The sequence below is a fragment of the Enterococcus sp. AZ170 genome, from assembly GCF_050545135.1.
Classification (GTDB): domain Bacteria; phylum Bacillota; class Bacilli; order Lactobacillales; family Enterococcaceae; genus Enterococcus_L; species Enterococcus_L ureilyticus.
This window is the reverse complement of the sequence record NZ_CP172947.1, coordinates 1,758,741-1,780,715: the sequence shown is the minus strand read 5'-3', so window position 1 is coordinate 1,780,715 and position 21,975 is coordinate 1,758,741. Positions and strand designations below refer to the sequence as shown.

The 21,975-nt window shown below is 36.2% G+C and carries 19 protein-coding genes; 17 read left to right on the top strand and 2 right to left on the bottom strand.

Annotated features, from left to right (window positions below):
* Nucleotides 1-3: 3 nt before the first annotated feature.
* The 8 genes from IGJ55_RS08610 (at nt 4) to IGJ55_RS08575 (ending at nt 7,519) form a co-directional block, all read left to right on the top strand.
* Nucleotides 4-438, top strand: a complete 435-nt coding sequence (locus IGJ55_RS08610; RefSeq protein ID WP_429949761.1) for a DUF1934 domain-containing protein — start codon at nt 4-6, stop codon at nt 436-438.
* 75 nt (nt 439-513) lie between these two features.
* Nucleotides 514-1,140 carry a DNA-directed RNA polymerase subunit delta gene (rpoE, locus tag IGJ55_RS08605; protein ID WP_429949762.1) on the top strand — a complete coding sequence of 209 codons (627 nt, stop codon included), beginning with the start codon at nt 514-516 and terminating at the stop codon, nt 1,138-1,140.
* A 287-nt stretch (nt 1,141-1,427) separates the two neighbouring features.
* Nucleotides 1,428-2,261 (top strand): PRD domain-containing protein, encoded by an 834-nt coding sequence (locus tag IGJ55_RS08600; protein WP_069640696.1) that lies wholly within the window; start codon nt 1,428-1,430, stop codon nt 2,259-2,261.
* Nucleotides 2,262-2,282: 21 nt separating this feature from the next.
* Entirely contained in the window at nt 2,283-4,277 is a 1,995-nt protein-coding gene (gene nagE, locus IGJ55_RS08595; RefSeq protein ID WP_430606162.1) for an N-acetylglucosamine-specific PTS transporter subunit IIBC, read from the top strand.
* A 331-nt stretch (nt 4,278-4,608) separates the two neighbouring features.
* Nucleotides 4,609-4,965, top strand: coding sequence for a hypothetical protein (locus IGJ55_RS08590; RefSeq protein ID WP_430606161.1), 357 nt, complete (start codon nt 4,609-4,611; stop codon nt 4,963-4,965).
* Nucleotides 4,966-4,978: 13 nt separating this feature from the next.
* Nucleotides 4,979-5,152, top strand: a complete 174-nt coding sequence (locus IGJ55_RS08585; protein ID WP_430606160.1) for a hypothetical protein — start codon at nt 4,979-4,981, stop codon at nt 5,150-5,152.
* A gap of 176 nt (nt 5,153-5,328) precedes the next feature.
* A complete protein-coding gene (gene tuf / locus IGJ55_RS08580; protein ID WP_430606159.1) occupies nt 5,329-6,516 on the top strand; it encodes an elongation factor Tu in 1,188 nt (395 codons plus the stop codon).
* A gap of 115 nt (nt 6,517-6,631) precedes the next feature.
* A complete protein-coding gene (locus IGJ55_RS08575) occupies nt 6,632-7,519 on the top strand; it encodes a PhzF family phenazine biosynthesis isomerase (RefSeq protein WP_430606157.1) in 888 nt (295 codons plus the stop codon).
* Between the two features lie 18 nt (nt 7,520-7,537).
* Here the strand turns inward: IGJ55_RS08575 and mprF are convergent, their stop codons facing one another.
* The gene (gene mprF, locus IGJ55_RS08570; protein WP_430606156.1) at nt 7,538-10,126 is read right to left on the bottom strand and encodes a bifunctional lysylphosphatidylglycerol flippase/synthetase MprF; all 2,589 of its coding nucleotides are present in this window, start codon (nt 10,124-10,126) and stop codon (nt 7,538-7,540) included.
* A gap of 10 nt (nt 10,127-10,136) precedes the next feature.
* Nucleotides 10,137-10,856: an alpha/beta fold hydrolase gene (locus IGJ55_RS08565; protein ID WP_207120317.1), complete on the bottom strand. Its 720-nt coding sequence runs from the start codon at nt 10,854-10,856 to the stop codon at nt 10,137-10,139.
* 176 nt (nt 10,857-11,032) lie between these two features.
* Between IGJ55_RS08565 and IGJ55_RS08560 the strand changes: the two genes are divergently transcribed.
* The 9 genes from IGJ55_RS08560 (at nt 11,033) to IGJ55_RS08520 (ending at nt 21,966) form a co-directional block, all read left to right on the top strand.
* Nucleotides 11,033-11,650, top strand: a complete 618-nt coding sequence (locus IGJ55_RS08560) for a lysozyme family protein (RefSeq protein ID WP_207120318.1) — start codon at nt 11,033-11,035, stop codon at nt 11,648-11,650.
* Between the two features lie 142 nt (nt 11,651-11,792).
* Nucleotides 11,793-14,129 carry a cation-translocating P-type ATPase gene (locus IGJ55_RS08555; RefSeq protein ID WP_430606154.1) on the top strand — a complete coding sequence of 779 codons (2,337 nt, stop codon included), beginning with the start codon at nt 11,793-11,795 and terminating at the stop codon, nt 14,127-14,129.
* A 37-nt stretch (nt 14,130-14,166) separates the two neighbouring features.
* Nucleotides 14,167-14,400: a hypothetical protein gene (locus IGJ55_RS08550; protein ID WP_430606153.1), complete on the top strand. Its 234-nt coding sequence runs from the start codon at nt 14,167-14,169 to the stop codon at nt 14,398-14,400.
* A gap of 52 nt (nt 14,401-14,452) precedes the next feature.
* The gene (locus tag IGJ55_RS08545) at nt 14,453-15,346 is read left to right on the top strand and encodes an SPFH domain-containing protein (protein WP_379896854.1); all 894 of its coding nucleotides are present in this window, start codon (nt 14,453-14,455) and stop codon (nt 15,344-15,346) included.
* Between the two features lie 283 nt (nt 15,347-15,629).
* Nucleotides 15,630-17,540, top strand: coding sequence for a DNA primase (gene dnaG / locus IGJ55_RS08540; protein ID WP_430606152.1), 1,911 nt, complete (start codon nt 15,630-15,632; stop codon nt 17,538-17,540).
* 76 nt (nt 17,541-17,616) lie between these two features.
* Nucleotides 17,617-18,723 carry an RNA polymerase sigma factor RpoD gene (gene rpoD / locus IGJ55_RS08535; protein WP_430606151.1) on the top strand — a complete coding sequence of 369 codons (1,107 nt, stop codon included), beginning with the start codon at nt 17,617-17,619 and terminating at the stop codon, nt 18,721-18,723.
* A 156-nt stretch (nt 18,724-18,879) separates the two neighbouring features.
* On the top strand, nt 18,880-20,808 hold the full coding sequence (locus IGJ55_RS08530) for a cell division site-positioning protein MapZ family protein (RefSeq protein WP_430606149.1): 1,929 nt from the start codon (nt 18,880-18,882) through the stop codon (nt 20,806-20,808).
* A 134-nt stretch (nt 20,809-20,942) separates the two neighbouring features.
* Nucleotides 20,943-21,647, top strand: a complete 705-nt coding sequence (locus IGJ55_RS08525; RefSeq protein WP_069640684.1) for an AzlC family ABC transporter permease — start codon at nt 20,943-20,945, stop codon at nt 21,645-21,647.
* Nucleotides 21,640-21,966 carry an AzlD domain-containing protein gene (locus IGJ55_RS08520; protein ID WP_069640683.1) on the top strand — a complete coding sequence of 109 codons (327 nt, stop codon included), beginning with the start codon at nt 21,640-21,642 and terminating at the stop codon, nt 21,964-21,966. The genes IGJ55_RS08525 and IGJ55_RS08520 overlap by 8 nt, the downstream gene beginning before the upstream one ends.
* Nucleotides 21,967-21,975 lie beyond the last annotated feature (9 nt).

Genomic DNA, 21,975 nt, shown 5'->3' with positions numbered 1-21,975 from the left:
CAAATGGATTTGTCACAAGGAACACCTGTATCGATTCAATTAAAAACTGTTGTCGATCAAGCAGGTGAGAAGAAAAATTTTTATTTTGATCTAGAAGGTCAAATCGTAAAAATAGGTGATACATTATACATTCGTTATAAAGAAGAACAAGAAGAAGGAGATCCTGTCCCTGTTACGATCAAGGTTGAGCCTGATGGTAAAATCCAGTTGATTCGTTCAGGTGGTATGAGGATGCGTTTGAAATTTGCCTACCAAGAGAGGTTGGATACAAGTTATAAAACGCCTTATGGATTGTTTCAAATCACGACTTTTACGCGTAATCTGCGTTTTAGTTTAAAGGACCAGCCAGTTGCAGGTAGTATTTTGATCGATTATGATTTGTATTCTCAAGCCGAAAAAATAGGGGAATATCATTTAGAACTAGAATTTACTGCCTAATTATGCAAGAATCAATTGATTTTTTCTTGATGTTTTTGTATGATAAGGAGTAGACTGTGAAAGGACGTGTACCGTTTGGAAATTAATGTATTTGACGGGTTGAACAAAGAAGAATTATCCATGATCGAAGTTGCGCACGCAATTTTAGAACAACGTGAAGATGTGATGGACTTCTCTGATTTAGTAAACCAAATCCAAAATTATCTTGGAAAATCTGACAGCGAAATTCGTGACTCTTTAGCACAATTTTATACTGACTTAAATATTGATGGCAGTTTTATCTCACTAGGAGATAACCGTTGGGGCTTGCGCTCATGGTATCCATTTGATTCTATCAATGAAGAAGTAACGCACGGCTTAGAGGAAGATGAAGAAGATAAGCCACGTCGTAGAAAGCGTAAGAAAGTCAATGCGTTCATTATTGATGCAAATGACGAAGACGTGATCGACTATAATGATGATGATCCGGAAGATGCTGAATTAACGGACGATGACGACGATATTCTTTATGATGATGATGACGATGAAGAAGATGTAGAGATCAAAGCATATAACTCTGATCTTCAAGAAATCGGAGCAGATTCAGACGATGAAGAGGAAGAATTACCTGGAATTGAAGAAGATTTGACAATCATTGATGAAGACGATGTCGATGATGACTTTGATGATGAAGATGAAGATGAATATTCTGAAGAAGAGTAATTGAATAGAAGGAATGTTCTCGATTTGAGAGCATTTTCTTTTATTTTCTGATTTTTGCCTTAGACAATCAACTTTTATAAAATAAAATCATTGACAAATGGTCTATATCTTTGTAAACTATGATTGTTAACAAAGTAAATAGCGTTTTCATGTGACTAGATAATACTAGGCATGGAAGAATTTCTTTAAAATATGATATACTCATATTTTGGCGGGATTGTTCTATGCTTTTTTGTTGTCCTTTAGCAAGAAAACGGACAATCTACTTCTGCAGAAGAGGAATGTTTATGAAAATCAAAAAGGTGCTTAATCAAAACGCTGTACTCGTCATAGACGCTGGGCAGGAAAAAGTGGCAGTTGGAAAAGGCGTGGGTTTTAACAAGAAGAAAAATGATTTGTTATTCCCGCAACAAGTGGAACGAATGTTTGTAATGGAACCAGAGGGCTTAAAAAAACTTCAAGTTTTATTATCGCAAATCGATGAAAAGTATTTTTTTGTCACAGAAGAAATCATAGCACATGCTGAAACGATTCTTGGTGAAAAGCTGAATGAACATATCAATATTGGTTTAAGTGACCATATTGCATTTGCAGCAGAGAACATTCAAAATAAGATCATTGTGAGAAATAAGCTTTTGAATGAAATTGAAATTCTTTACAGTGAAGAATTTTCGATTGCCCAATGGGCAGTCGACTACTTGACTCAAACATTAGGAATTCCATTTAGCTATGACGAAGCCGGTTATATTGCAATCCATATTCACAGTGCTCGTAGTGGGCGCACGGATAATAGTAAAAGTATTCGTGAAGTCACAATTGTTTCTGAAATTATTCATTTAATCGAGCAAGAATTAGGAATCAATATTCATGATGAAAAGATGAGTTTGAGCTATTCGCGGCTGGTTAATCATTTACGTTTGTTTATTCACCGCTTTCAGCAAAGCCAGTACGCTGTATTGGATGATGAAATTTTGGATGTCGTGCGTAAGAAATACGCAGAAAGTTATGAGGTATCAAAAAAAGTCCAAGTTTTATTAATGAGAAATTTTCACTATCAAGTACCAAATGAAGAATTAGGTTATCTTGCCATTCATATCGAACGGTTGAAGATGATCAAATAAAAGTCAAGGGGAGAGACAAAAATGAAAGCATATATGCAAAGAATGGGACGCTCGTTAATGCTTCCTGTAGCAGTATTACCAGCTGCTTCTCTATTGGTAGGAATCGCAAACTGGATCGTGGGGACAGTGGGTCCTAGTGCGGCTACAACATTTTTAATGAATGGTGGATTAGCTATTCTTGATAACTTGGCATTATTATTCGCTGTTGGTTTAGCATTGGGGATGTCAAAAGATAAAGATGGAGCAGCAGCTCTTGCTGGTTTAGTCGCTTATTTAGTTCCGAAGACAGTGTTAGGAACAGCTTCTGTGCAAGCAATTATGGGATTAAGTGACATTGCGGATGTAAATCCAGCATTTAACAGTATGGGCAATAACGTATTTGTTGGAATCATTGCTGGTTTAACAGCTGCGGCAATGTACAATCGCTTTTCGAATGTGAAATTACCGATGGCACTTTCGTTCTTCAGTGGTAAACGTTTAGTTCCAATTATGTCAGCTATTGCAATGTTGGCAATTTCATTTGTATTGTTGTTTATCTGGCCTGTTGTCTATAATGGCTTAGTCGCTTTTGGTGAAGCTATTTCTAGTTTAGGTTTTGTTGGAGCTGGTTTATACGGATTCTTCAACCGTTTGTTGATTCCAACAGGCTTGCACCATGCTTTGAACTCAGTATTTTGGTTTGATGTTGCCAATATCAATGACATTGGGAATTTCTTAGCAGGACAACAAGCGTTAGATTCAGGCAAAGCGATTATTGGTCAAACAGGTATGTATCAAGCTGGATTTTTCCCAGTAATGATGTTTGGATTACCTGCAGGGGCATTCGCAATTTACCAATGTGCTCGTCCTGAAAAGAAAAAAGTAACGGCTTCTTTAATGTTAGCAGCCGGTTTTGCTTCATTCTTTACAGGTGTAACTGAACCATTAGAATTTTCATTTATGTTTGTTGCATGGCCGTTATATGTGGTACATGCTGTGCTTACTGGTTTATCTTTAGCATTCTCTGCTTTTATGCATTGGACAGCAGGGTTCGCATTTAGTGCAGGGTTTGTTGACTTCTTCTTAAGTCTAAAAAATCCAGTAGCCAATCATCCATTGATGTTAGTTGTTCAAGGTGTTGTCGTAGCGGCAATTTATTACTTTGCGTTCCGTTTTGCCATCACTAAATTCAATTTAATGACTCCAGGACGTGAAGAAGGTGAAGGCGAAGAAACACCTGATTTAGATACTACTGGTGATAACAAATTTGCAGTCTTAGCAAATAAAATCTATCAAGGTTTAGGTGCCGATGCAAATGTTACTTCCATTGATAATTGTACAACTCGCTTACGTTTAACTGTAAATGACACAAGCAAAGTTGATCAAGCAAAAATCAAAGCAACTGGCGTTCCAGGTGTGAAAGTAATTGATGGCACAAATATTCAAGTAATCGTTGGTACAGAAGTTCAATTCGTAGCAGATGAAATGAACAAAATACACAATGGTGCAGCTTTGGTCACAGGTGAACCTGTAAGCAAGCCTGAAGTGAAAACAGAAGCGCCAAAAGTAACTGCAAAAGAAACGGAATTATATGCTGTTGCAAACGGAAGGCTTATTCCAATTTCAGAAGTTCAAGATGATGTTTTTTCAGCAAAAATGATGGGTGATGGCTTTGCGGTTATTCCGACTGATGGAGAAGTATCAACACCTGTTGCAGGTAAGATCACCAGTATTTTCCCAACAAAACATGCTTTAGGAATTCAAACAGATTCTGGCATTGAAGTTTTGTTACACATGGGCTTAGATACCGTCGAGCTAAAAGGGTCACCATTTACTTTACACGTTGAGGAAGGTCAAGTACTGAGACAAGGGGATAAAATAGCGACAATCGATTTAGCAGCACTAGCAAATGCTGGTAAAAAAACTGACTTGATTGTTGTTTTCACTAATCAAGATGTTGTAGAAAACTACGATTTAACAAAAACAAATCAAACAGTTTCTGCTAATAATTTGATTGGAAAAGTAACAGTAAAATAATCATTAATGGCTATCTGAGATTATTCTCAGATAGTTTTTTTGTACTATTGCTTTATTTTTTTTCTATGATATGGTTAATGTGTACTTGTTTTATGTTTTAAAGTTTCAAGGACTTCCTTTTGAAAAAATAAAAAATGATTGTGACAACAAACGTCGCCTTCATTTTTTCCTGTTTTTTTGACAATATAGAATAAGTTCTTATCACTTTATAATTTAGGAGGAGATTATCTTGCATGAATAAGGCTGGACACAAAGAAGTGCCAGTTGATGATCATACGGTTTCTTTGTGTCATATTGAATAAATATGATAAAGATGAAGGAGCAAAATTACATGATTATTATTAGAGGGAACAATCCGAGAAAAATTGATAAGATTTGGGATTTAGTAAAAAAGAAACATACAGGAAATAAAATTGCGATCGTTGGGTATCCTGGAGAAATTCCGCATAATTTTATTCGTGCAAAGCAAATGCCTGCTTATGAAACAATGACAAAACACAATACACTTGACGATTTAACCCATTTTTTAAGTGAGATGAAAGATCGTTTTGAAGAGATTATTCTTTACATTGATTGTGAGTCTCACTTGATAGAATCAATAAAAGCCATAACAGAGACTTACAAAGAACAGTTTATTTTAACTGTTTATGACAAAAAGGTATATGAACAAGTGGTTGATGGAGAATAAAGGTGGTAGTGGTATGAAGGAGAAGACTGAACAATTATTAGGCTTGATCCAAAAATTTCAAACGGAAGACTTATCTTTAGACGATGCAATTAAGCTTAGACGATTATCCGCCGAATTTGCCAATCTTTGCGGTGAGGCAGTTGAGGAAAAAATGGATCAGTTTTACAAAAAAAGAGTAACAGGTTGAATGTCTTATCAAAAAGAGTAGAGTAAATTCTGCTCTTTTTCATTTACTTATAATTAGTAAGCAAATAAGTTGTGTATTTTAAAAAAAGGAATATAATAACACTATAAAGGTCAGAGAAGGTCAATTCATGTTGATTCTTCAAAAACCTTTAGAAGAAAATAGGAGGTTTGTAAATTATGGCAAAACAACATTATGACAGAAGTAAACCACATGTAAATATCGGCACGATTGGTCATGTCGATCACGGTAAAACAACATTGACCGCTGCAATCACCACAGTATTAGGAAAAAAAGGCCTAGCAAACCCTCAAGACTATGCTAGTATTGATGCAGCACCAGAAGAACGTGAGCGAGGTATTACAATCAACACCTCACATGTGGAATATGAAACTCAAGCTCGTCACTATGCTCATATTGATGCACCCGGACACGCGGATTACGTTAAAAACATGATTACAGGGGCAGCACAAATGGATGGTGCGATTTTAGTCGTATCAGCAACAGATGGACCGATGCCACAAACACGTGAGCATATTTTGTTATCTCGTCAAGTAGGTGTAAAATATTTAATCGTTTTCCTTAACAAAATCGATTTAGTTGATGATGAAGAACTGATCGATTTAGTTGAAATGGAAGTGCGTGAGTTACTGAATGAATATAATTTTCCTGGAGACGATACACCAATCATCAAAGGCTCTGCTTTGAAAGCTTTACAAGGAGATCCTACGGCTGAAGATGCAATTATGCAATTAATGGATACTGTGGACGAGTATATTCCAACACCAGAAAGAGATACGGACAAACCACTATTATTACCTGTGGAAGATGTCTTTTCTATTACAGGTCGCGGAACTGTTGCTTCTGGACGTATTGATCGTGGGAAAGTAAGTGTTGGAGATGAAATCGAAATTGTCGGAATCAAACCTGATACGCAAAAAGCTGTAGTGACAGGAATTGAAATGTTCCGTAAAACCTTAGATTATGGTGAAGCAGGTGACAACGTCGGCGTTCTTTTAAGAGGAATCACTCGGGATGAAATCGAACGTGGCCAAGTGATCGCAAAACCAGGGTCTATTACACCGCACACAAAATTTATTGCAGAAGTATATGTTTTGACGAAAGAAGAAGGGGGACGCCATACACCATTCTTTACAAATTACCGTCCGCAATTCTATTTCCGTACAACAGATGTTACTGGTGTAGTAGAATTGCCAGATGGTGTTGAAATGGTCATGCCTGGAGATAACGTTACGATCGATGTTGAATTAATACATCCGATAGCGGTAGAACAAGGAACAACATTCTCCATTCGTGAAGGTGGTCGTACTGTTGGGTCTGGTATTGTAACTGAAATTGAAAAATAGCAAAAAGAGAATCTTTGATAAACATATCAGAGATTCTTTTTTTGTTGACAACGGAAAGTACACTTTTAGTATTTGTGATATACTATCTGTTAAAAAGAAAAGGGAGTTAAGGAGAATGAAAAGTACGGTTTTAAGAGTAGATGCGTTTACAAATATTCAAGGAAAAGGCAATCCAGCAGGTGTGGTACTAAACGGTGATTCATATAGTGTAGAGCAAATGCAGGAAATTGCAAGAGAAGTTGGTTTTAATGAAACTGTTTTTGTATGCTCAAGTGATCGTGCAGCCATCAAATTAAGGTATTTTACTCCTGGTCATGAGACGCCACTTTGCGGACATGCGACAATCGGGGCCATCTTTGCTTTATTTAACAAAAAAGGCAGCTGTCAATTAGAAATCGAAACCGGTGCAGGTATTTTGCCGATCATCTATGAGGAAGAAACGCAGAGAATCACAATGAAACAAGCGCAACCGAAATTTATCGATTTTAAAGGGGATCGCTCCGCCTTATGCCAAATTCTTGGTATTAACTTAGAAGATCTTCATGCTGATTGGCCGATTCAGTATGGCAATACTGGATCATGGACTTTACTAGTACCTGTTATTGCGCCAGAAGTTTTAGATAAAATGATTCCTAACCCTACAGCATTTCCAGATATTTTAAAGGAAATCCCTAAATCTTCAATCCATCCTTTTGCTGTTGTTTCAAAAGGTGAAGCGGTTTATACGGCTAGACACTTTTCTTCGCCCTTTTCTGGGACAACGGAAGACTCAGTGACAGGAACAGCTTCAGGTGTCATGGGAGCTTATTTGCTGAACCACGTTTATGAAAATGATCATAGCAAAATGATCCAGGTTAACCAAGGACAACATGTACAAAGAGAAGGAAAAGTTTTGGTTCATATTGTAAAGGCTGATAATGGTGACCACGAAATCAGTATCTCTGGTACGGCTTGTCTGAATCACTCATTTGAAGTGATGATAAAACAAAAAAGAACTGAATGACTTCAGCTCTTTTTTTGTTTAACGTTGATATCTGTTTCTAAGAATACGACGAACACCGTGTATCTTTTTCTGTTTTTCAATCGGTGCATTGTCAATGATCAATAAGGCGATCATAACGTAGGCGATAAAACTATCCCGAGAGTATAACGTATATCGTGAAACCCACTCCGCCGCATATTTTTCTTTATAATCACGTAACCCTCGAAACGAATAAAAACGTGAACCGAATTCATATACTAAATAAGCAATTCGTTCTTGAATAAAGCTTTTTTTTGAAGTACCAACATTAGATAAAGGAGCCATTCCTAAATTGAAATACGTAAAACCTTCCTCGTTCATATAGTTGAATAAAGAAATGAATAGATAATCCATCACGCCAGAAGGTGCTTCTTTACTGTAACGCATCAAGTCGATCGTTCCTTCTTCTGTAGTATAAGTTGGTATAATGTTTGCAAAGGCAACGATTCGCCCCTCTTGATTTTTAGCGACAGCTATTTGTCCACGCTGTAGATAAGTTTCAGAAAAGAAGCCTAATGAGAACCCTTTTTCCTTGCGACTTCCTAGCCATTCATCAGAAACTTGTTTTAGCTCAGACATTAATTCATTCGAAAATGGAGGTTGTAGGACTCCAAATTGATAATTTTCTTTTTTAAAGCGGTTCATGACTGCCCGTTCACTTTTCATTTTCTTTCCAGAGAGAGTGAAGTTAGCTAAATCAACATGTGCTTCTTCCCCCATTTTGATAAAGTCGTAGCCAAATTCGTGTAAATACATCACAACTTCTTCGGATGACTCGTAAAAAACAGGAAGATAGCCCCAACGATCTGCTTCGGTAATAAACTGTTCAATTGCTTCTGGGAAATCTTCTTTCTTTCCAGAAGGATCACCCATGACAATACACTTATTATTGAATGTCTTAAATTGTAACAAAACAGTCTCTTGGTTTTCCGAATTGGTATAGATATACATCTCTTTATCTTTTAGAAAAATAAGTTGACTATCTGTATTTCCACCATACGTTGTTAAAAGGGTAAAGGCTCGTTTTTCATCTAGTGGAGTGCCCAATTGGTATCGTTTCCCTTCAAGATAACGGATAAACAGATAACTAAACAACGTTACTAATAAAATACCGATAAAACCGGAAAACCAAATTTTTTCTGATGGAAAGAAAAAGAATGAAATAAAATGACGATTATGATGAGGGAAGGTAGGTAAATTATACACGCCGATCACAAGATATAAAATGGTCAATGTCAGGAAAATAATGCCATCAATTGTGATCATTTCCCAAGAATAAACTAACTGTTCTCTAAATAATTCTCTTTTGGAGAAAATAATAATAATAAGTAATAAACTAAGAAAAATAAGGACACCCCAGCTGAAATCTTTCAAAAATGTATAAAGGAAAGTTACCAGAATCAACCCAATTGTGGGCAAGTAAGCACGCTTGACCCTTGCGGCAATACCTCGACCTGTAATGAGTAAGAGAAACCCTAATAAAATAGCCGGAAATTGCGTAATAATATGAAAGGAAAGCGGATTTAGCTGCTTTAACCAGTTGAACTGACTAAAAGCTTCTGGAATAGTAGCAGATAATACGATCATGATTCCAGAAAAATACATTAAGAAAACAACAAACTTATGCGCTATTTCTGTAGACAGTTCTCGTGGGATTCCTGAATAACGTGTATTTAGACGATAACTTAGATTCTTTATAAAAAATATAACGCCGATAATAAAAGGAACAATGTAATAAAAAAGACGATAGAGTAATATCCAAGCAACAACGACTTCTCGATTGATCCCTAAAGCTGAGAGACCAATGATCATCATAATATCAAAACTACCCAGCTCACCTGGAATCATCGAGACGATTCCAATGACGGAAGCTGCAATAAAAAGAGGCACAACTTGCAATGGATGCATTGTAACGCCCATCAACATTCCAATCAGTAAAAAACTTCCTATAACGCCTGTCCACTCTAAAAATGAAGTTAGAATAAGCCCAAAGCGTGTTTGGCGATCAATATCCCCAATATATTCGTCTTTTCTAAATAAACTTACAATCAAAACAACAGGGAAATACAAACCGCCGCCAATCAGCCAAATCCAATATTGCTGTAAATATTGATTTGTGTGAACAAACATGACAAGAAAGAAGGCCATAAGGCTATAAATAGAAAGTCCGGACATCAAAAAAATCAAAATTTTAGACAATGCACGAACGACGGCTTTGCCATCTTTCTCTTTTCCATAAAACTCAGAGCGCAATCCGATACTGACTAAACCACCAAATCCGGCAACATTGTTAATCGTATTGATTACCCAACTACTTTCAATAAGAAAAGTCTTATCTAGTTGTTGTTTTAAGATCTTATTAAGAATCACATCGTAACCAATCATTGGAACAACAGCAATTAGCCCAATCAAAAACATTAAGCCGATTTTCCAGAGCGCAAGATCTTGAAAAATATCCGAAAGTTGCTGGAATGAAATTGTTTTACTGATTGATAATAATTCACGAAAAACGATGATTATGACTGAAAAAATAAAAATTGTTTTAAAATAGCTAAAATGATCTTTGATCCATTGGAGCATTTTCTTCATTTAATTGCACCTACTTTTCTTTTAAAAATGATAGAATTTCTTGGTTAAATGTTTTGGGGTCCTTTCGAGCAAAAGAATGTCCTTGTCTTGGAATTAGCACAAAAGTAGCATGTGGAATTTCTTTGGCTAAATACATTGAATGGCTACGCTTGATAATATCATGTTTGCCGACGAGTACTAAAGTCTTTTGGGAAATCTGCTTTAAATCTAAAGCAGTAATGGTGATATCCTGTACCATCAATCGAACAATCGCCAGTCGCTGTTTCGCTTTTTGACTGAATAAAGCCAATAATCGAAGATAAATATATTCAATTGCCGTCAGAATTCTTACAGGAAAATGAACCCCTTGAACAATTGTATTTCCCGCATTCAGTACTAAACGATGAACAGATTCAGGATATTTCTTTGTAAAAACCATGGCAAGATTTGCTCCATCGCTAAAACCGACAATATCTGCTTGAGGGAGTTGTTCTTGAACCATGATATTATAAAGGTCGTCAGCCATTTGCTCAAAGGTTAAATCAATGCTGGTGTTTGTTGAACGGCCATGGGCACGACTGTCAACCGTATAGACTGTGAAATAGCGGCTAAATACAGGTACTTGTTTTTCAAAATAGCGCCCACTTCCTCCATTTCCATGAAGTAAGAATAAAGGGGTGCCGTGACCTGAAACTTCATAATAAATGAGGCTTTTATCCGTTGTTAGTAGAACTTTCTTTTCTTTTTTCATATCCTTACCACCCATCTCGTTTAGTATAGCGGTTTTTCAAAATATTTAAAACTAAAATGGATAGAAGAATAGTAGCAAATTTTTATTAAAGAATGATAAAGAATCAACCTTTTTTTAGATTTTTTTTGAATAATAACGTATTATGAAAACTACACAAAAAAAGTTTGGATGATAAGATGAGTAAATTGATGAAAATCGTAAAAAGAATACTTTGGTTATTTCTTCTGTTATTGATCATCGGTTTGGGCTACTTTGGTTTTAAAATTCGCCAAAATGTTCAACAGGTTATGACTTATGAAACAGAAGTAGAACGAGTAGTAAAGAAAAATAATATTCCTGAATACAAAAATTTGGTGTTAGCAATTATTTATACTGAATCAAAAGGACTTTCAGAAGATTTGATGCAAAGTAGCGAGAGTGCTTACGGTAAAAGACAAATGATCGGTAGCACGGAAGAAAGTCTTGATGCGGGGGTCGCATTTTTAGCCCAAGCAATCGAAAAATCAAATGAAGCGGGCTGTGATATATGGACAGCTGTTCAAGCGTATAATTTTGGATTAGATTATATTGCCTTTGTTAAAGAGCAGGGAGGTAAAAATTCAGTTCGCTTGGCAGAAGAATATTCAAAAGAAGTGTTATCACCATTACTTGGAAATACGAATCAACAAACCTATCGATATTATCGTCCGCAAGCGCTAATTTATAATGGAGGATTCTTATATAGTAATGGCGGGAACATGTTTTATGCTGATCTGGTCAAGATGAACCAGCAATTTATTAAATGGTTAAAATAATTTAAAGGCTAAATTAGTGATCCTTAAGAATGTCGTCTATTGAATGGTACGAATTCTTAAGGATTTTCTTGAACTTCTTTCTATTTACAAGTAAACTAAAGAAGATATAGTTTCAACAAGGAGAAAGTAGGGAATTAAATACATGAGAAATAAGTTTGACCTGAAACAAGGATTGACTCAAATAGAGGTAGAAGAACGAAAAAAACAAGGTTTACAGAATGATTATGAAGAAAATGTGGCTAAATCAACAAAAGATATTATTTATGATAACCTCATGACATTGTTCAACTTTTTAAATTTTGGAATTGCACTCTGCCTACTTTTTGTGGGTGCGTATTCTAACTTAGCTTTTTTAGCTATTATTCTAGTCAATATGGGGATGGGGATCTATCAAGAAATTCATGCTAGAAATTTAGTTCAGAAGTTATCAATTGTTTCTAAAGAAAGCGTTCATGTGATTCGTGAAGGAAAAGAAGTAGAGATCGATACAACAGAATTAGTGCTGGATGATATTGTTGTGATTTCTGCTGGTGAGCAAGTTCCTTCAGATATGGAAGTTATAGAAGGAAAAGCAGAAGCGAATGAAGCCTTATTGACCGGTGAGTCTGATTTAATCGAAAAAATAGCTGGCGATGTGTTACTATCAGGCAGTTTTCTAGCAAGCGGGCAAGTTTATGCAAAAGTTGTTCATGTTGGAGCAGATAATTATGCGGTTAAAATCACAGCAGAAGCAAAAGTGCATAAACCAATTCAATCTGAATTAGTAAATTCAATTCGCAAAGTATCTAAATTCACAAGTTTAGTGATTATTCCTTTAGGGATCATTTTATTTGTGGAAGGTTTCATGATTCGTAACTCTGGAATTGAAGCATCTGTAGTGGCATCCGCTGCTGCTTTATTGGGCATGTTGCCAAAAGGATTGGTCTTGTTGATCAGTATCACCCTTACAACAGGTGTTGTAAAACTAGCGAAAAAACGGATTTTAGTTCAAGATATGTACTCAATCGAAACATTAGCTCATGTTGATACACTGTGTTTGGATAAGACAGGAACAATCACTGAAGGAAAAATGAAAGTTCAAAAAGTAGCAGTCTTACATGCAAGTTATCATGAAAACTTTCCGCAAATCATCGGTAGTTATTTAGCGGAAAGTACAGATAATAATATCACGATGCAAGCTATTCGGAATCACTTCGATCTTTCCAATCGTTATGGAGCAGTAAAGAGTCTGCCATTTTCTTCTGAAAGAAAATGGGGGGCAATTGAATTTAACGAATTAGGAACAGTCTATCTTGGAGCGCCCGAAAAACTGGTTGCTGCCGATCGCTTACCAAAAGAAGTGATTGAAGCGCAAGAAGAGGGATATCGAGTGCTAATGTTAGGAATTGCAGAAAATACATCATTAGATGAAGAAAAGATACCTTTTTTAGAACCATTAGCAGTTTTAGAAATTGATGATCCGATTCGTCAAAATGCTAGTGAAACATTAGCCTATTTACGTGAAGAAGGGATTGACTTGAAAGTGATTTCTGGTGACAATCCTGTGACAGTTTCTAATATCGCTCGCCGTGCTGGATTATTTGGCTATGAATCATATGTTGATATGTCAACGATGGAGACAGAAGCGCAAGTGCGTCAAGCAGTCCATGACTATACGGTGTTTGGTCGAGTAACGCCGCAACAAAAGAGAACGATTGTTAGAGAATTAAAGGATAACGATCATGTGGTTGCAATGACAGGTGATGGAGTTAATGATGTCCTAGCATTGAGAGAAGCAGATTGTAGTATTGCTATGGCTGAAGGTGATGGGGCTACTAGACAAATTTCAAACTTAGTATTATTAGACTCTGATTTTACAACACTGCCAGATGTCTTGTTTGAAGGTCGACGCGTGGTCAACAATGTGACAAAAGTTGCTAGTGTCTTCTTTATCAAAACGATTTATTCATTTATTTTATCCATGATTTGTGTCTTTACAACAATCGCATTTCCTTTTATACCAATCCAAATTACCTTGATTGATTTGGCAATTGAAGGATATCCAGCCTTCTTCTTATCATTTGAAGGCGACAAACGTAAAGTTAAAGGGAAATTTTTACCGACTGCACTAAGAAATGCATCCGTTAATGCAGTCTTAGTCGTATTAAACATTGTGACAGTTTATTTGATGGGACAAAATCAAGGCTTTAGCCAAATGGATACCACAACACTAATGTATTACTTGTTGATTGGAATTAGTTGTATGGCAGTTGTTCGGGCATGTTTACCGTTCAATCCATTACGTATTTTCTTAGCAGTTACAACCGTAGGCGGAATTTATGTGGCGGCAATGCTGTTCCACAGTATTTTAGAAGTAGGTTTTTTAACTCAGCAAACCTTACCGATATTTGCGGTAATGATGCTTATTAATATCGTGGTTCGGATCATGATTGGTCTTTTCCAAATGAAACGAGCTGGTAAAACCATCAAGGATCTTTAAAATGGCATAAAAGGTATGGAAATAGGGAGGGGTATCTATGAGTGGAGAGTATCAAATGCGCAAAACTATCGGAAAATGTTTTCGAGCTGCTACAGATAATTTTAATGGCGTAATTCGAATATATGGTAGTCCTTATATGTATCGTGTAATTAATGGTATCCCTGAAAAGGGGGCGATGCTGGAAGTAGTAGATTTTTCCAGTACTGAATTATTTGTAACGGTGAACAATTATTTATTCGAAAGTGATGTGAATTATATTGATAATCCTTAATATTCTAATTTTTATCCTCGTTCTTGTTTTGATTTTGGTCCTTATTTCAAAAATGGTGATTATCGTTCAACAGGGTGAAGTGAAAATCGTTGAAAGTTTTGGGAAATATGTTAAAACGATCGATCCAGGTCTTCATTTCCTAATTCCTGTTTTGTATAAGGTACGTGGTCGTGTTTCTTTAAAACAAACACCTTTAGAAATTGAATCTCAAAGTGTAATCACCCGTGACAATGTAATTGTTGAAGTTGATGAAGCAATCAAATATCACGTGACGGATGTTCGTGCGTTTGTCTATGATAACGAAGATTCTGTTACCTCAATGATTCAAGATTGTCAGTCAAACTTACGTGGAATCATCGGTAAAATGGATTTAAATGAAGTGCTGAATGGAACAGAAGAAATCAATGTTAGTTTATTTGAAAGTGTAAAGGATATTACGGCAGGTTATGGTTTGTCGATCGACCGAATCAATATTGGTGAAATTTCTGTTTCGGATGAAATTGTCAATTCGATGAATAAACTAATCACAGCTAGTCGAGATAAAGAATCGACGATCACGATTTCAGAAGGTAGAAAGCAATCGATTATTTTGGATTCAGAAGCGAATGCTTCGCAGATGCAGATTGACGCCGAAGCTCGTGCAAAACAAACAAAAATCGATGCCGAAGCTCGTGCGCAACGTACGAAAATTGATGCTGATGCAGAAGCCGAACGAATCCGTATTACAACAGAAGCAGAAAGACAACGTATTTTGGCTTTGAATCAAGCCATCAAAGATAGTGATTTGAATGAACAAGCGTTGGCTTACCTAGGAATAGAAGCCTTTAAACAAGTTGTTAGCAGTGATGCAAACACAGTGATTTTACCAAGTAATATGACAGAATTAGGAAATATTCCTGTTGTTAAAGAATTATGGACTGCACAAGATACGCAAACCAAAGTGTGATTTTGAGATAGACGTTGAAAAAGTTAAAGAGAAAAGACAGATGAACGTATATCTGTTTTTTCTTTTTCATTATACGAAGGTTACTATATTATTATTATGTAAAGCTAATCAGATGAAATCAAATGTTTTGAAAATAAAGATGCAATTTACTTGAAAATTATGTTTAGTATGATACAATGAAATATGTGTAATTGTGTCTTTATAAAAGTCGCGCTGAAGATTTCAGTGCTTTTTTACTGACTATCGCATAAATTAGCTTTTCGCTATTTTGGAGGTGAGAACAGTGGCACAAAGAATCCCTCAAGAAGTGATTGAGGAAGTAAGACAACGTACGAATATTGTTGATGTAGTTGGACAATATGTTCAATTGAAAAAATCCGGCAAGAATTATATGGGTCTATGTCCGTTTCATGAAGAACGTTCCCCTTCATTTTCAGTAGCAGAAGACAAGCAAATTTTTCATTGTTTTGGCTGCGGAAAAGGTGGAACTGTTTTTAATTTTCTGCAGGAAATAGAAGGAATCAATTTCCCCGAATCTGTCCGCAGAGTTGCTGAGTTAGAGCAGATCCCAGTGAATATCGATTGGACTAATACGATGGATTCTAACCCAACGGAAAACGTACAAAATCGCAAATTGATCGAACTTCATAAAAAGGCAGCAGATTTATATCATCATGTTTTGATGAATACTCAGATAGGTGAACCGGCGTTAAATTATTTATTGGAACGTGGGTTAACAAAAGAACTCATTGAAACGTTTAAAATCGGTTTTGCTCCTCAAAAACGCGACTTTTTAAGTCAAGTATTCCAAAATGAAGAAGTCGCTGAAGATTTATCTAAAGAATCTGGATTGTTTATCCAAAGAGATAATGGTGAATTTTTAGATCGCTTTTATCAACGAGTGATGTTTCCAATCAGCGATGATCGCGGAAACGTGATTGCCTTTTCTGGGAGACTTCTTAAAACAGAAGATTTTCTAGGTGACGATATGCCTAAATATTTAAACAGTCCGGAAACCGTCTTGTTTAATAAAAGAGAGACATTATTTAACTTTGATAAAGCGCGCAAAGAAATCCGTAAGGAAAATACCGTGTTTTTATTTGAAGGTTTTATGGATGTGATCGCGGCATGGCAGGCTGGTATCACTAGTGGCGTTGCTTCTATGGGAACTAGTTTGACTAATGAGCAGATTCGTAAACTTGAACGTGTAGCAAAAGAACTTGTTGTTTGCTATGATGGAGATACTGCTGGAGTAGAAGCAACAAATCGAGCAATTTCATTATTAAGTGAACATAGCAGGTTTCAATTAAGTATCGTAAGTATTCCTGAAAAATTGGATCCAGATGATTATTTAAGAAAATACGGCAACGACTCTTTTCGGGAGTTAGCACTCCATGGTCGAGAAACGGTGTTTAGCTTTAAAATGCAGTATCACCGTTTGACTAGAAACATGAATAATGAAAAAGAGCAGCTCGATTATGTCAATGAATTATTACAGGAATTGTTACTAGTTCAATCGCCTCTAGAGCGTGATCGTTATCTAAATCAGTTGGCGCAAGAATTTCAGTTGTCCTTCCACTCTTTAGAAGAACAGTTAAAACAACTGGAAACACAACAACGCTCTACGAAGAGAAGGGAAAGACAGCAACAAGTCGCACCGCCGCCTCAAGCGTTTGATGAAATGACGGGTCTAATGGAACCGCCAGAAATGTTTGAAGAAGTCGTTGTTCCTTCTACACAAAATAAATTACCGTTAACACAAGTAGAAAAAGCAGAACGTGCATTATTGTATCGTTTGATGAATGAACAAAGTGTTCGAAATCAATTGATTCAATTACCTGAGTTTAATTTCGCACATGATCAATATCAAGAGCTTTACCTATTATTAGATAGCTACATGAGTGTTCACTCGGACTTTTTACTTGCAGATTTTATCGATTATTTAAAAGAAGAAACGATAAAAAAATTGGCAATCGATATTTCGTTACAGACGATTTCAGAAGAAAGTTCTGAAAGAGAGATTGCGGATGTGATAAGGGTGATTGCAAATTCTAGTTTAGACGATTTGATTCAGCAAAAACAATTGCAAAAAAAAGAAGCTGAACGTCTTGGGAATAAACAATTGGTAGACGAACTAGCGATCGAAGTGATTAACTTAGTAAGACAATTGCAAAAAAGTCGTACATTGTCATAATGAATATGTCCAGATAATGTATTTGACTATTATTTATATATTTAATCGAATGGAAAAATGAAGGGGGCCTTCTTTCATGGAAAAAGAAACAGAAAAAAAATATACAGCTGCATTGGCGGCCTTTATCAAAGAGAGCAAACCGAAAGGCAATGTTCTTTATGATGATTTAACAAACAAATTAGCAACGCCGTTTACATTGAATGCAGACGAAATGGAAAAATTGATCCAAAAAGTTGAAGATGCTGGTATCAGTGTCGTAGATGAGAATGGTGATCCAAGTGAACATAGTCTAAAAAAAGATGCAAAAGTTGCTGAAAAAGCCCAAATGGAAGATTTATCTGCCCCTACTGGTGTTAAAATCAATGACCCTGTTCGTATGTACCTGAAAGAAATCGGGCGTGTACAATTATTAACTGCAGCGGAAGAAGTCGAATTAGCACTAAAAATCGAAGAAGGCGACCAAGAAGCAAAACAACGTTTAGCAGAAGCAAACTTACGTTTAGTTGTTTCAATTGCCAAACGTTATGTAGGTCGTGGGATGCAATTCCTGGATTTGATCCAAGAAGGAAATATGGGACTAATGAAAGCTGTTGAGAAATTTGACTATCGTAAAGGGTTTAAATTCTCAACGTATGCTACTTGGTGGATTCGTCAAGCAATCACTCGTGCTATCGCTGACCAAGCAAGAACGATTCGGATTCCTGTGCATATGGTGGAAACGATCAATAAATTGATTCGTATCCAACGCCAATTGTTACAAGATTTAGGTCGGGAACCAACGCCTGAAGAAATCGGTGCAGAAATGGACTTACCAACTGAAAAAGTTCGCGAAATTTTGAAAATAGCACAAGAGCCTGTTTCTTTAGAAACGCCAATTGGTGAAGAAGATGACTCTCATCTTGGAGACTTCATTGAAGACCAAGATGCAACTAGTCCAGCTGAACATGCTGCTTATGAATTGTTGAAGGAACAATTAGAAGATGTTTTAGATACACTGACTGATCGTGAAGAAAATGTTTTACGTTTACGTTTTGGTTTAGATGATGGACGTACCCGTACTCTAGAAGAAGTGGGGAAAGTTTTTGGTGTAACTCGTGAACGAATTCGTCAAATCGAAGCCAAAGCACTACGTAAACTACGTCATCCTTCTCGTTCTAAACAATTAAAAGATTTTCTAGAATAAGAAGTTTTTCTTAAAATTTGAACAGCTCTTTTCGATTTCTTTCGGAAAGGGCTGTTTTTAACAATCGTAACAAAAAAGTTAGAAAGTACATATTGGAAGAAACAAGATTTTATGGTAGATTAGATTTAGGAATCAGTAGAATGTGAGGCGGAATGAATGACGAAACAATGTCCGAATTGCGGCACCGAAATAGATAATCAAGCAGAAACTTGCTCTGAATGTGGTTACTCATTTAATGAAGAGCAGACACAACAGAAACAAGACAAAAAAGCAGAGACTTCTAGTTTTCTAAATAAAGAACAAAATGAAAATATCGAATGGTCTGAATTGAAAGATATGAGCATCGGTCATGTAATGACGATGTTCAATGAAGAGAAAACAGAAGAAAAAGCAACAGAAGGAATAGCAGAAACTAAAACAGAAACGCCAGAGGAAAATACTAGACAAAACACAAAGGAGTCATCCTCTACAAAAGAAGAAACAAGCCCAGTGATCTCAAAAAAAGAAGAACTGGAAAATACTGCAGCACTGAATCAATATATCAATGAACATAAAAACGAGCAATCAGACAGCCCAGTGCGAACAAATAAAGAATCTAATAACGAATTAGCAAGTGATCAATTGGTTAAAATCGATGAGCCGTCAGAATCAAATCATACAGGACAAGATGAAGTGAAATCAAATGAACTAGAAAATGAGACGAATGGCTCAACGAATGAAAAGTCAGAACAAATAAGAAAAGATAGACCAAAAGATGAAATCACAAAATTCACTAAGCCTGCAGAAACTGGTGTAACAACACCGATTGGTCCGAAAGCATTACCGAATAAACAAGCGGAGATTCCATCAAAAAGTAAAAAGCCCGAGGAAATCGAGATGGATGCGGCACCTATTTTCTTTAAAGAACCTGAAGTGTCTAATACCATAAAAGATCAATTTGAAAAGCAAACCGAGACAAATAAAACACAAGAAGAAAGCAAAAATAAGGCTGTTACTACAGCCGTAACGAACAATTATAAGAAACTTTCTATTGTTTTAGCGGCAGCTGTTGTCTTAGCCGGAGGTTCATGGTTTGCGTATAATCAAATGCAGAACAAATCTGCTGACCAAGGGCAGGTAACACAAAACAAAGACAAATTAGTAATACAAACCGAAAAAGAGTTAAATAGCTATTTTACCGATGATAAACAATTGTTTTTAAAACCCGAAATGGTAAGTGTTAGCACAAAAACGATCAAAGAAAATTTAGATACATTAAAAGAAACGTCTAATTATAAGGCATTAGAGGAAACATATAATAAAGTCATTGATAAACAAGCAGCGATCACAAAAGTAAATGAACTATTTACTCAGCCAATCATTGATGGTAGCAAGCTAAAAGATGCAACAATCAAAGCAGACAAAAAAATTGATCTTGCCAAGCGTGAAGAGCAAGATGCGTTTGATACATTATTAAATCAAGCGACTGATCAAGCTGTGAGCCAGTATGATCAATTACAAAAAGCGAAAGCAGCGGTCGATGTTTTTTATAAGGATAATGGATTGACAGAAGCTTTGACAAGAGAAAATTATACAACGGCAAAAAATGAAGTAGATCAAGTTAAAAACGTAGAATTACGGAAGCCCTTGAATGATGTTTTAGTTAAGGCAGATAAATTATTGGCCGATGCAGAGGCTGCATCTATTCCAACGCAACAAGTTGTGCCAGAGCAAACACCAGCAGTTTCTGATAATCTAGAAAATAATACACAAACAACAGCAGGTGTTCAACCAGATTCAGATACTTTTTCTGCTCCTAATGCACAAGGAGTTTATACGGCTCCAGTTTATTCGGTGGATGCCAACGATGTCAGTGATCTGAGCAATCCTGCTTGGAGTTGGGCACCTGGTGTTCAGGAGAAAGTAATTGCTACGTGTATCGAACGAGGCTATATAACAGCCGGAGCCTACTCGTTACAACCAGCAAGAATCATCAATGGTGAAGGTTATTACAATCTCTATGGAGCTGATAATCAATATCTTGTGACGATCAATGCCAAAACGGGTTGGTTTAAAGGTAATGCTTCAAGAAATGCTGGAAGATAGTATTTAATTTTTGTGAAAATAAAAGTGAGGTTGGGACAAAAGTGTTTTTTCCTTTTGTTTCACCCTCGTTTTTCTTCCACTGCATATAAAAGGAAAAATCGATGACGATTGATTTTAGAAGCAAGGAGAACAGTATGGAAAAAAAAGAATATCTAACGTTTAAGGAAGGTGTCTATGCTTGTATACCAACCATTTTAGGTTATTTGGGCATCGGGATTGCAGCAGGTGTAGTTGGTAAAAACGTCGGATTATCGGTTTTAGAAATAGCGTTAATGTCGATTTTGGTTTATGCTGGCGGAGCACAATTTATAATCTGTGGTATGCTTGTGATTCATTCACCGATTTCAGCTATTATCTTTACAACATTTTTAGTCAATTTACGGCATTTCTTAATGAGTATGTCTGTTGCGTCCTATTTTAAAAAAGAGCCGCTGATTACTAGCATTGGTATTGGTACACTATTGACAGATGAATCATATGGTGTTCTGATGGGGGCTTTGAGTAACGAACATCGAGTCAGTTCAGCTTGGACGCATGGATTGAATATAACGGCTTATTTAGCTTGGATTATTTCAACAATCGTTGGTGGAGTTTTAGGTACATGGATTCCTGACCCTTATTTATTGGGATTAGATTTTGCTTTGGTGGCAATGTTTGCTGGACTATTTGTTTTGCAAGTAGATGGACCAATAAAGAAATATACGAAAGAAACGTTGATCGTTTTAGGCACAGTTTGCGTATCACTTTATTTATTAATGGGTTTTCTTTCGCCAGAACTATCCGTTTTATTTGCAACTCTTTTAGGTTGTACAGTTGGGATGGTGAATCATCATGAGTAGCAATTATGTATTATTAACAATTTTAGGTTGTTCGATCGTCACTTGGATACCGAGGATACTTCCTTTTCTAATTTCAAAACGTGTGGATTTCCCAGATTGGTTTCTTCGATTTTTATCTTATATTCCAATTTGTATCTTGACGGCACTCTTATTTCAGAGTATTTTAGAAGTTCAGGCGACAGGCTTTCCTAAAGTGAAAACGTTAGAAGCGTTAAGTTGTATTCCTACTTTACTTGTTGCTATTCGTACAAAAGATTTAATGAAAACAGTTGTAGTAGGAATCATTACAATTGCCGTATTACGGATTTTTTTAGGCTAAGTGCCAGAA

Excerpts from the sequence above, each read along its gene's own strand:
- rpoD (WP_430606151.1), top strand. The coding sequence starts at position 17,617 with ATGGAAAAAGAAACAGAAAAAAAATATACAGCTGCATTGGCGGCCTTT.
- nagE (WP_430606162.1), top strand. The coding sequence starts at position 2,283 with ATGAAAGCATATATGCAAAGAATGGGACGCTCGTTAATGCTTCCTGTA.
- IGJ55_RS08575 (WP_430606157.1), top strand. The coding sequence starts at position 6,632 with ATGAAAAGTACGGTTTTAAGAGTAGATGCGTTTACAAATATTCAAGGA.
- IGJ55_RS08560 (WP_207120318.1), top strand. The coding sequence starts at position 11,033 with ATGAGTAAATTGATGAAAATCGTAAAAAGAATACTTTGGTTATTTCTT.
- IGJ55_RS08525 (WP_069640684.1), top strand. The coding sequence starts at position 20,943 with ATGGAAAAAAAAGAATATCTAACGTTTAAGGAAGGTGTCTATGCTTGT.
- IGJ55_RS08600 (WP_069640696.1), top strand. The coding sequence starts at position 1,428 with ATGAAAATCAAAAAGGTGCTTAATCAAAACGCTGTACTCGTCATAGAC.
- IGJ55_RS08590 (WP_430606161.1), top strand. The coding sequence starts at position 4,609 with ATGATTATTATTAGAGGGAACAATCCGAGAAAAATTGATAAGATTTGG.
- IGJ55_RS08565 (WP_207120317.1), bottom strand. The coding sequence starts at position 10,856 with ATGAAAAAAGAAAAGAAAGTTCTACTAACAACGGATAAAAGCCTCATT.
- IGJ55_RS08610 (WP_429949761.1), top strand. The coding sequence starts at position 4 with ATGGATTTGTCACAAGGAACACCTGTATCGATTCAATTAAAAACTGTT.
- IGJ55_RS08550 (WP_430606153.1), top strand. The coding sequence starts at position 14,167 with ATGAGTGGAGAGTATCAAATGCGCAAAACTATCGGAAAATGTTTTCGA.
- tuf (WP_430606159.1), top strand. The coding sequence starts at position 5,329 with ATGGCAAAACAACATTATGACAGAAGTAAACCACATGTAAATATCGGC.
- IGJ55_RS08530 (WP_430606149.1), top strand. The coding sequence starts at position 18,880 with ATGACGAAACAATGTCCGAATTGCGGCACCGAAATAGATAATCAAGCA.
- IGJ55_RS08545 (WP_379896854.1), top strand. The coding sequence starts at position 14,453 with ATGGTGATTATCGTTCAACAGGGTGAAGTGAAAATCGTTGAAAGTTTT.
- mprF (WP_430606156.1), bottom strand. The coding sequence starts at position 10,126 with ATGAAGAAAATGCTCCAATGGATCAAAGATCATTTTAGCTATTTTAAA.
- IGJ55_RS08555 (WP_430606154.1), top strand. The coding sequence starts at position 11,793 with ATGAGAAATAAGTTTGACCTGAAACAAGGATTGACTCAAATAGAGGTA.
- IGJ55_RS08585 (WP_430606160.1), top strand. The coding sequence starts at position 4,979 with ATGAAGGAGAAGACTGAACAATTATTAGGCTTGATCCAAAAATTTCAA.
- IGJ55_RS08520 (WP_069640683.1), top strand. The coding sequence starts at position 21,640 with ATGAGTAGCAATTATGTATTATTAACAATTTTAGGTTGTTCGATCGTC.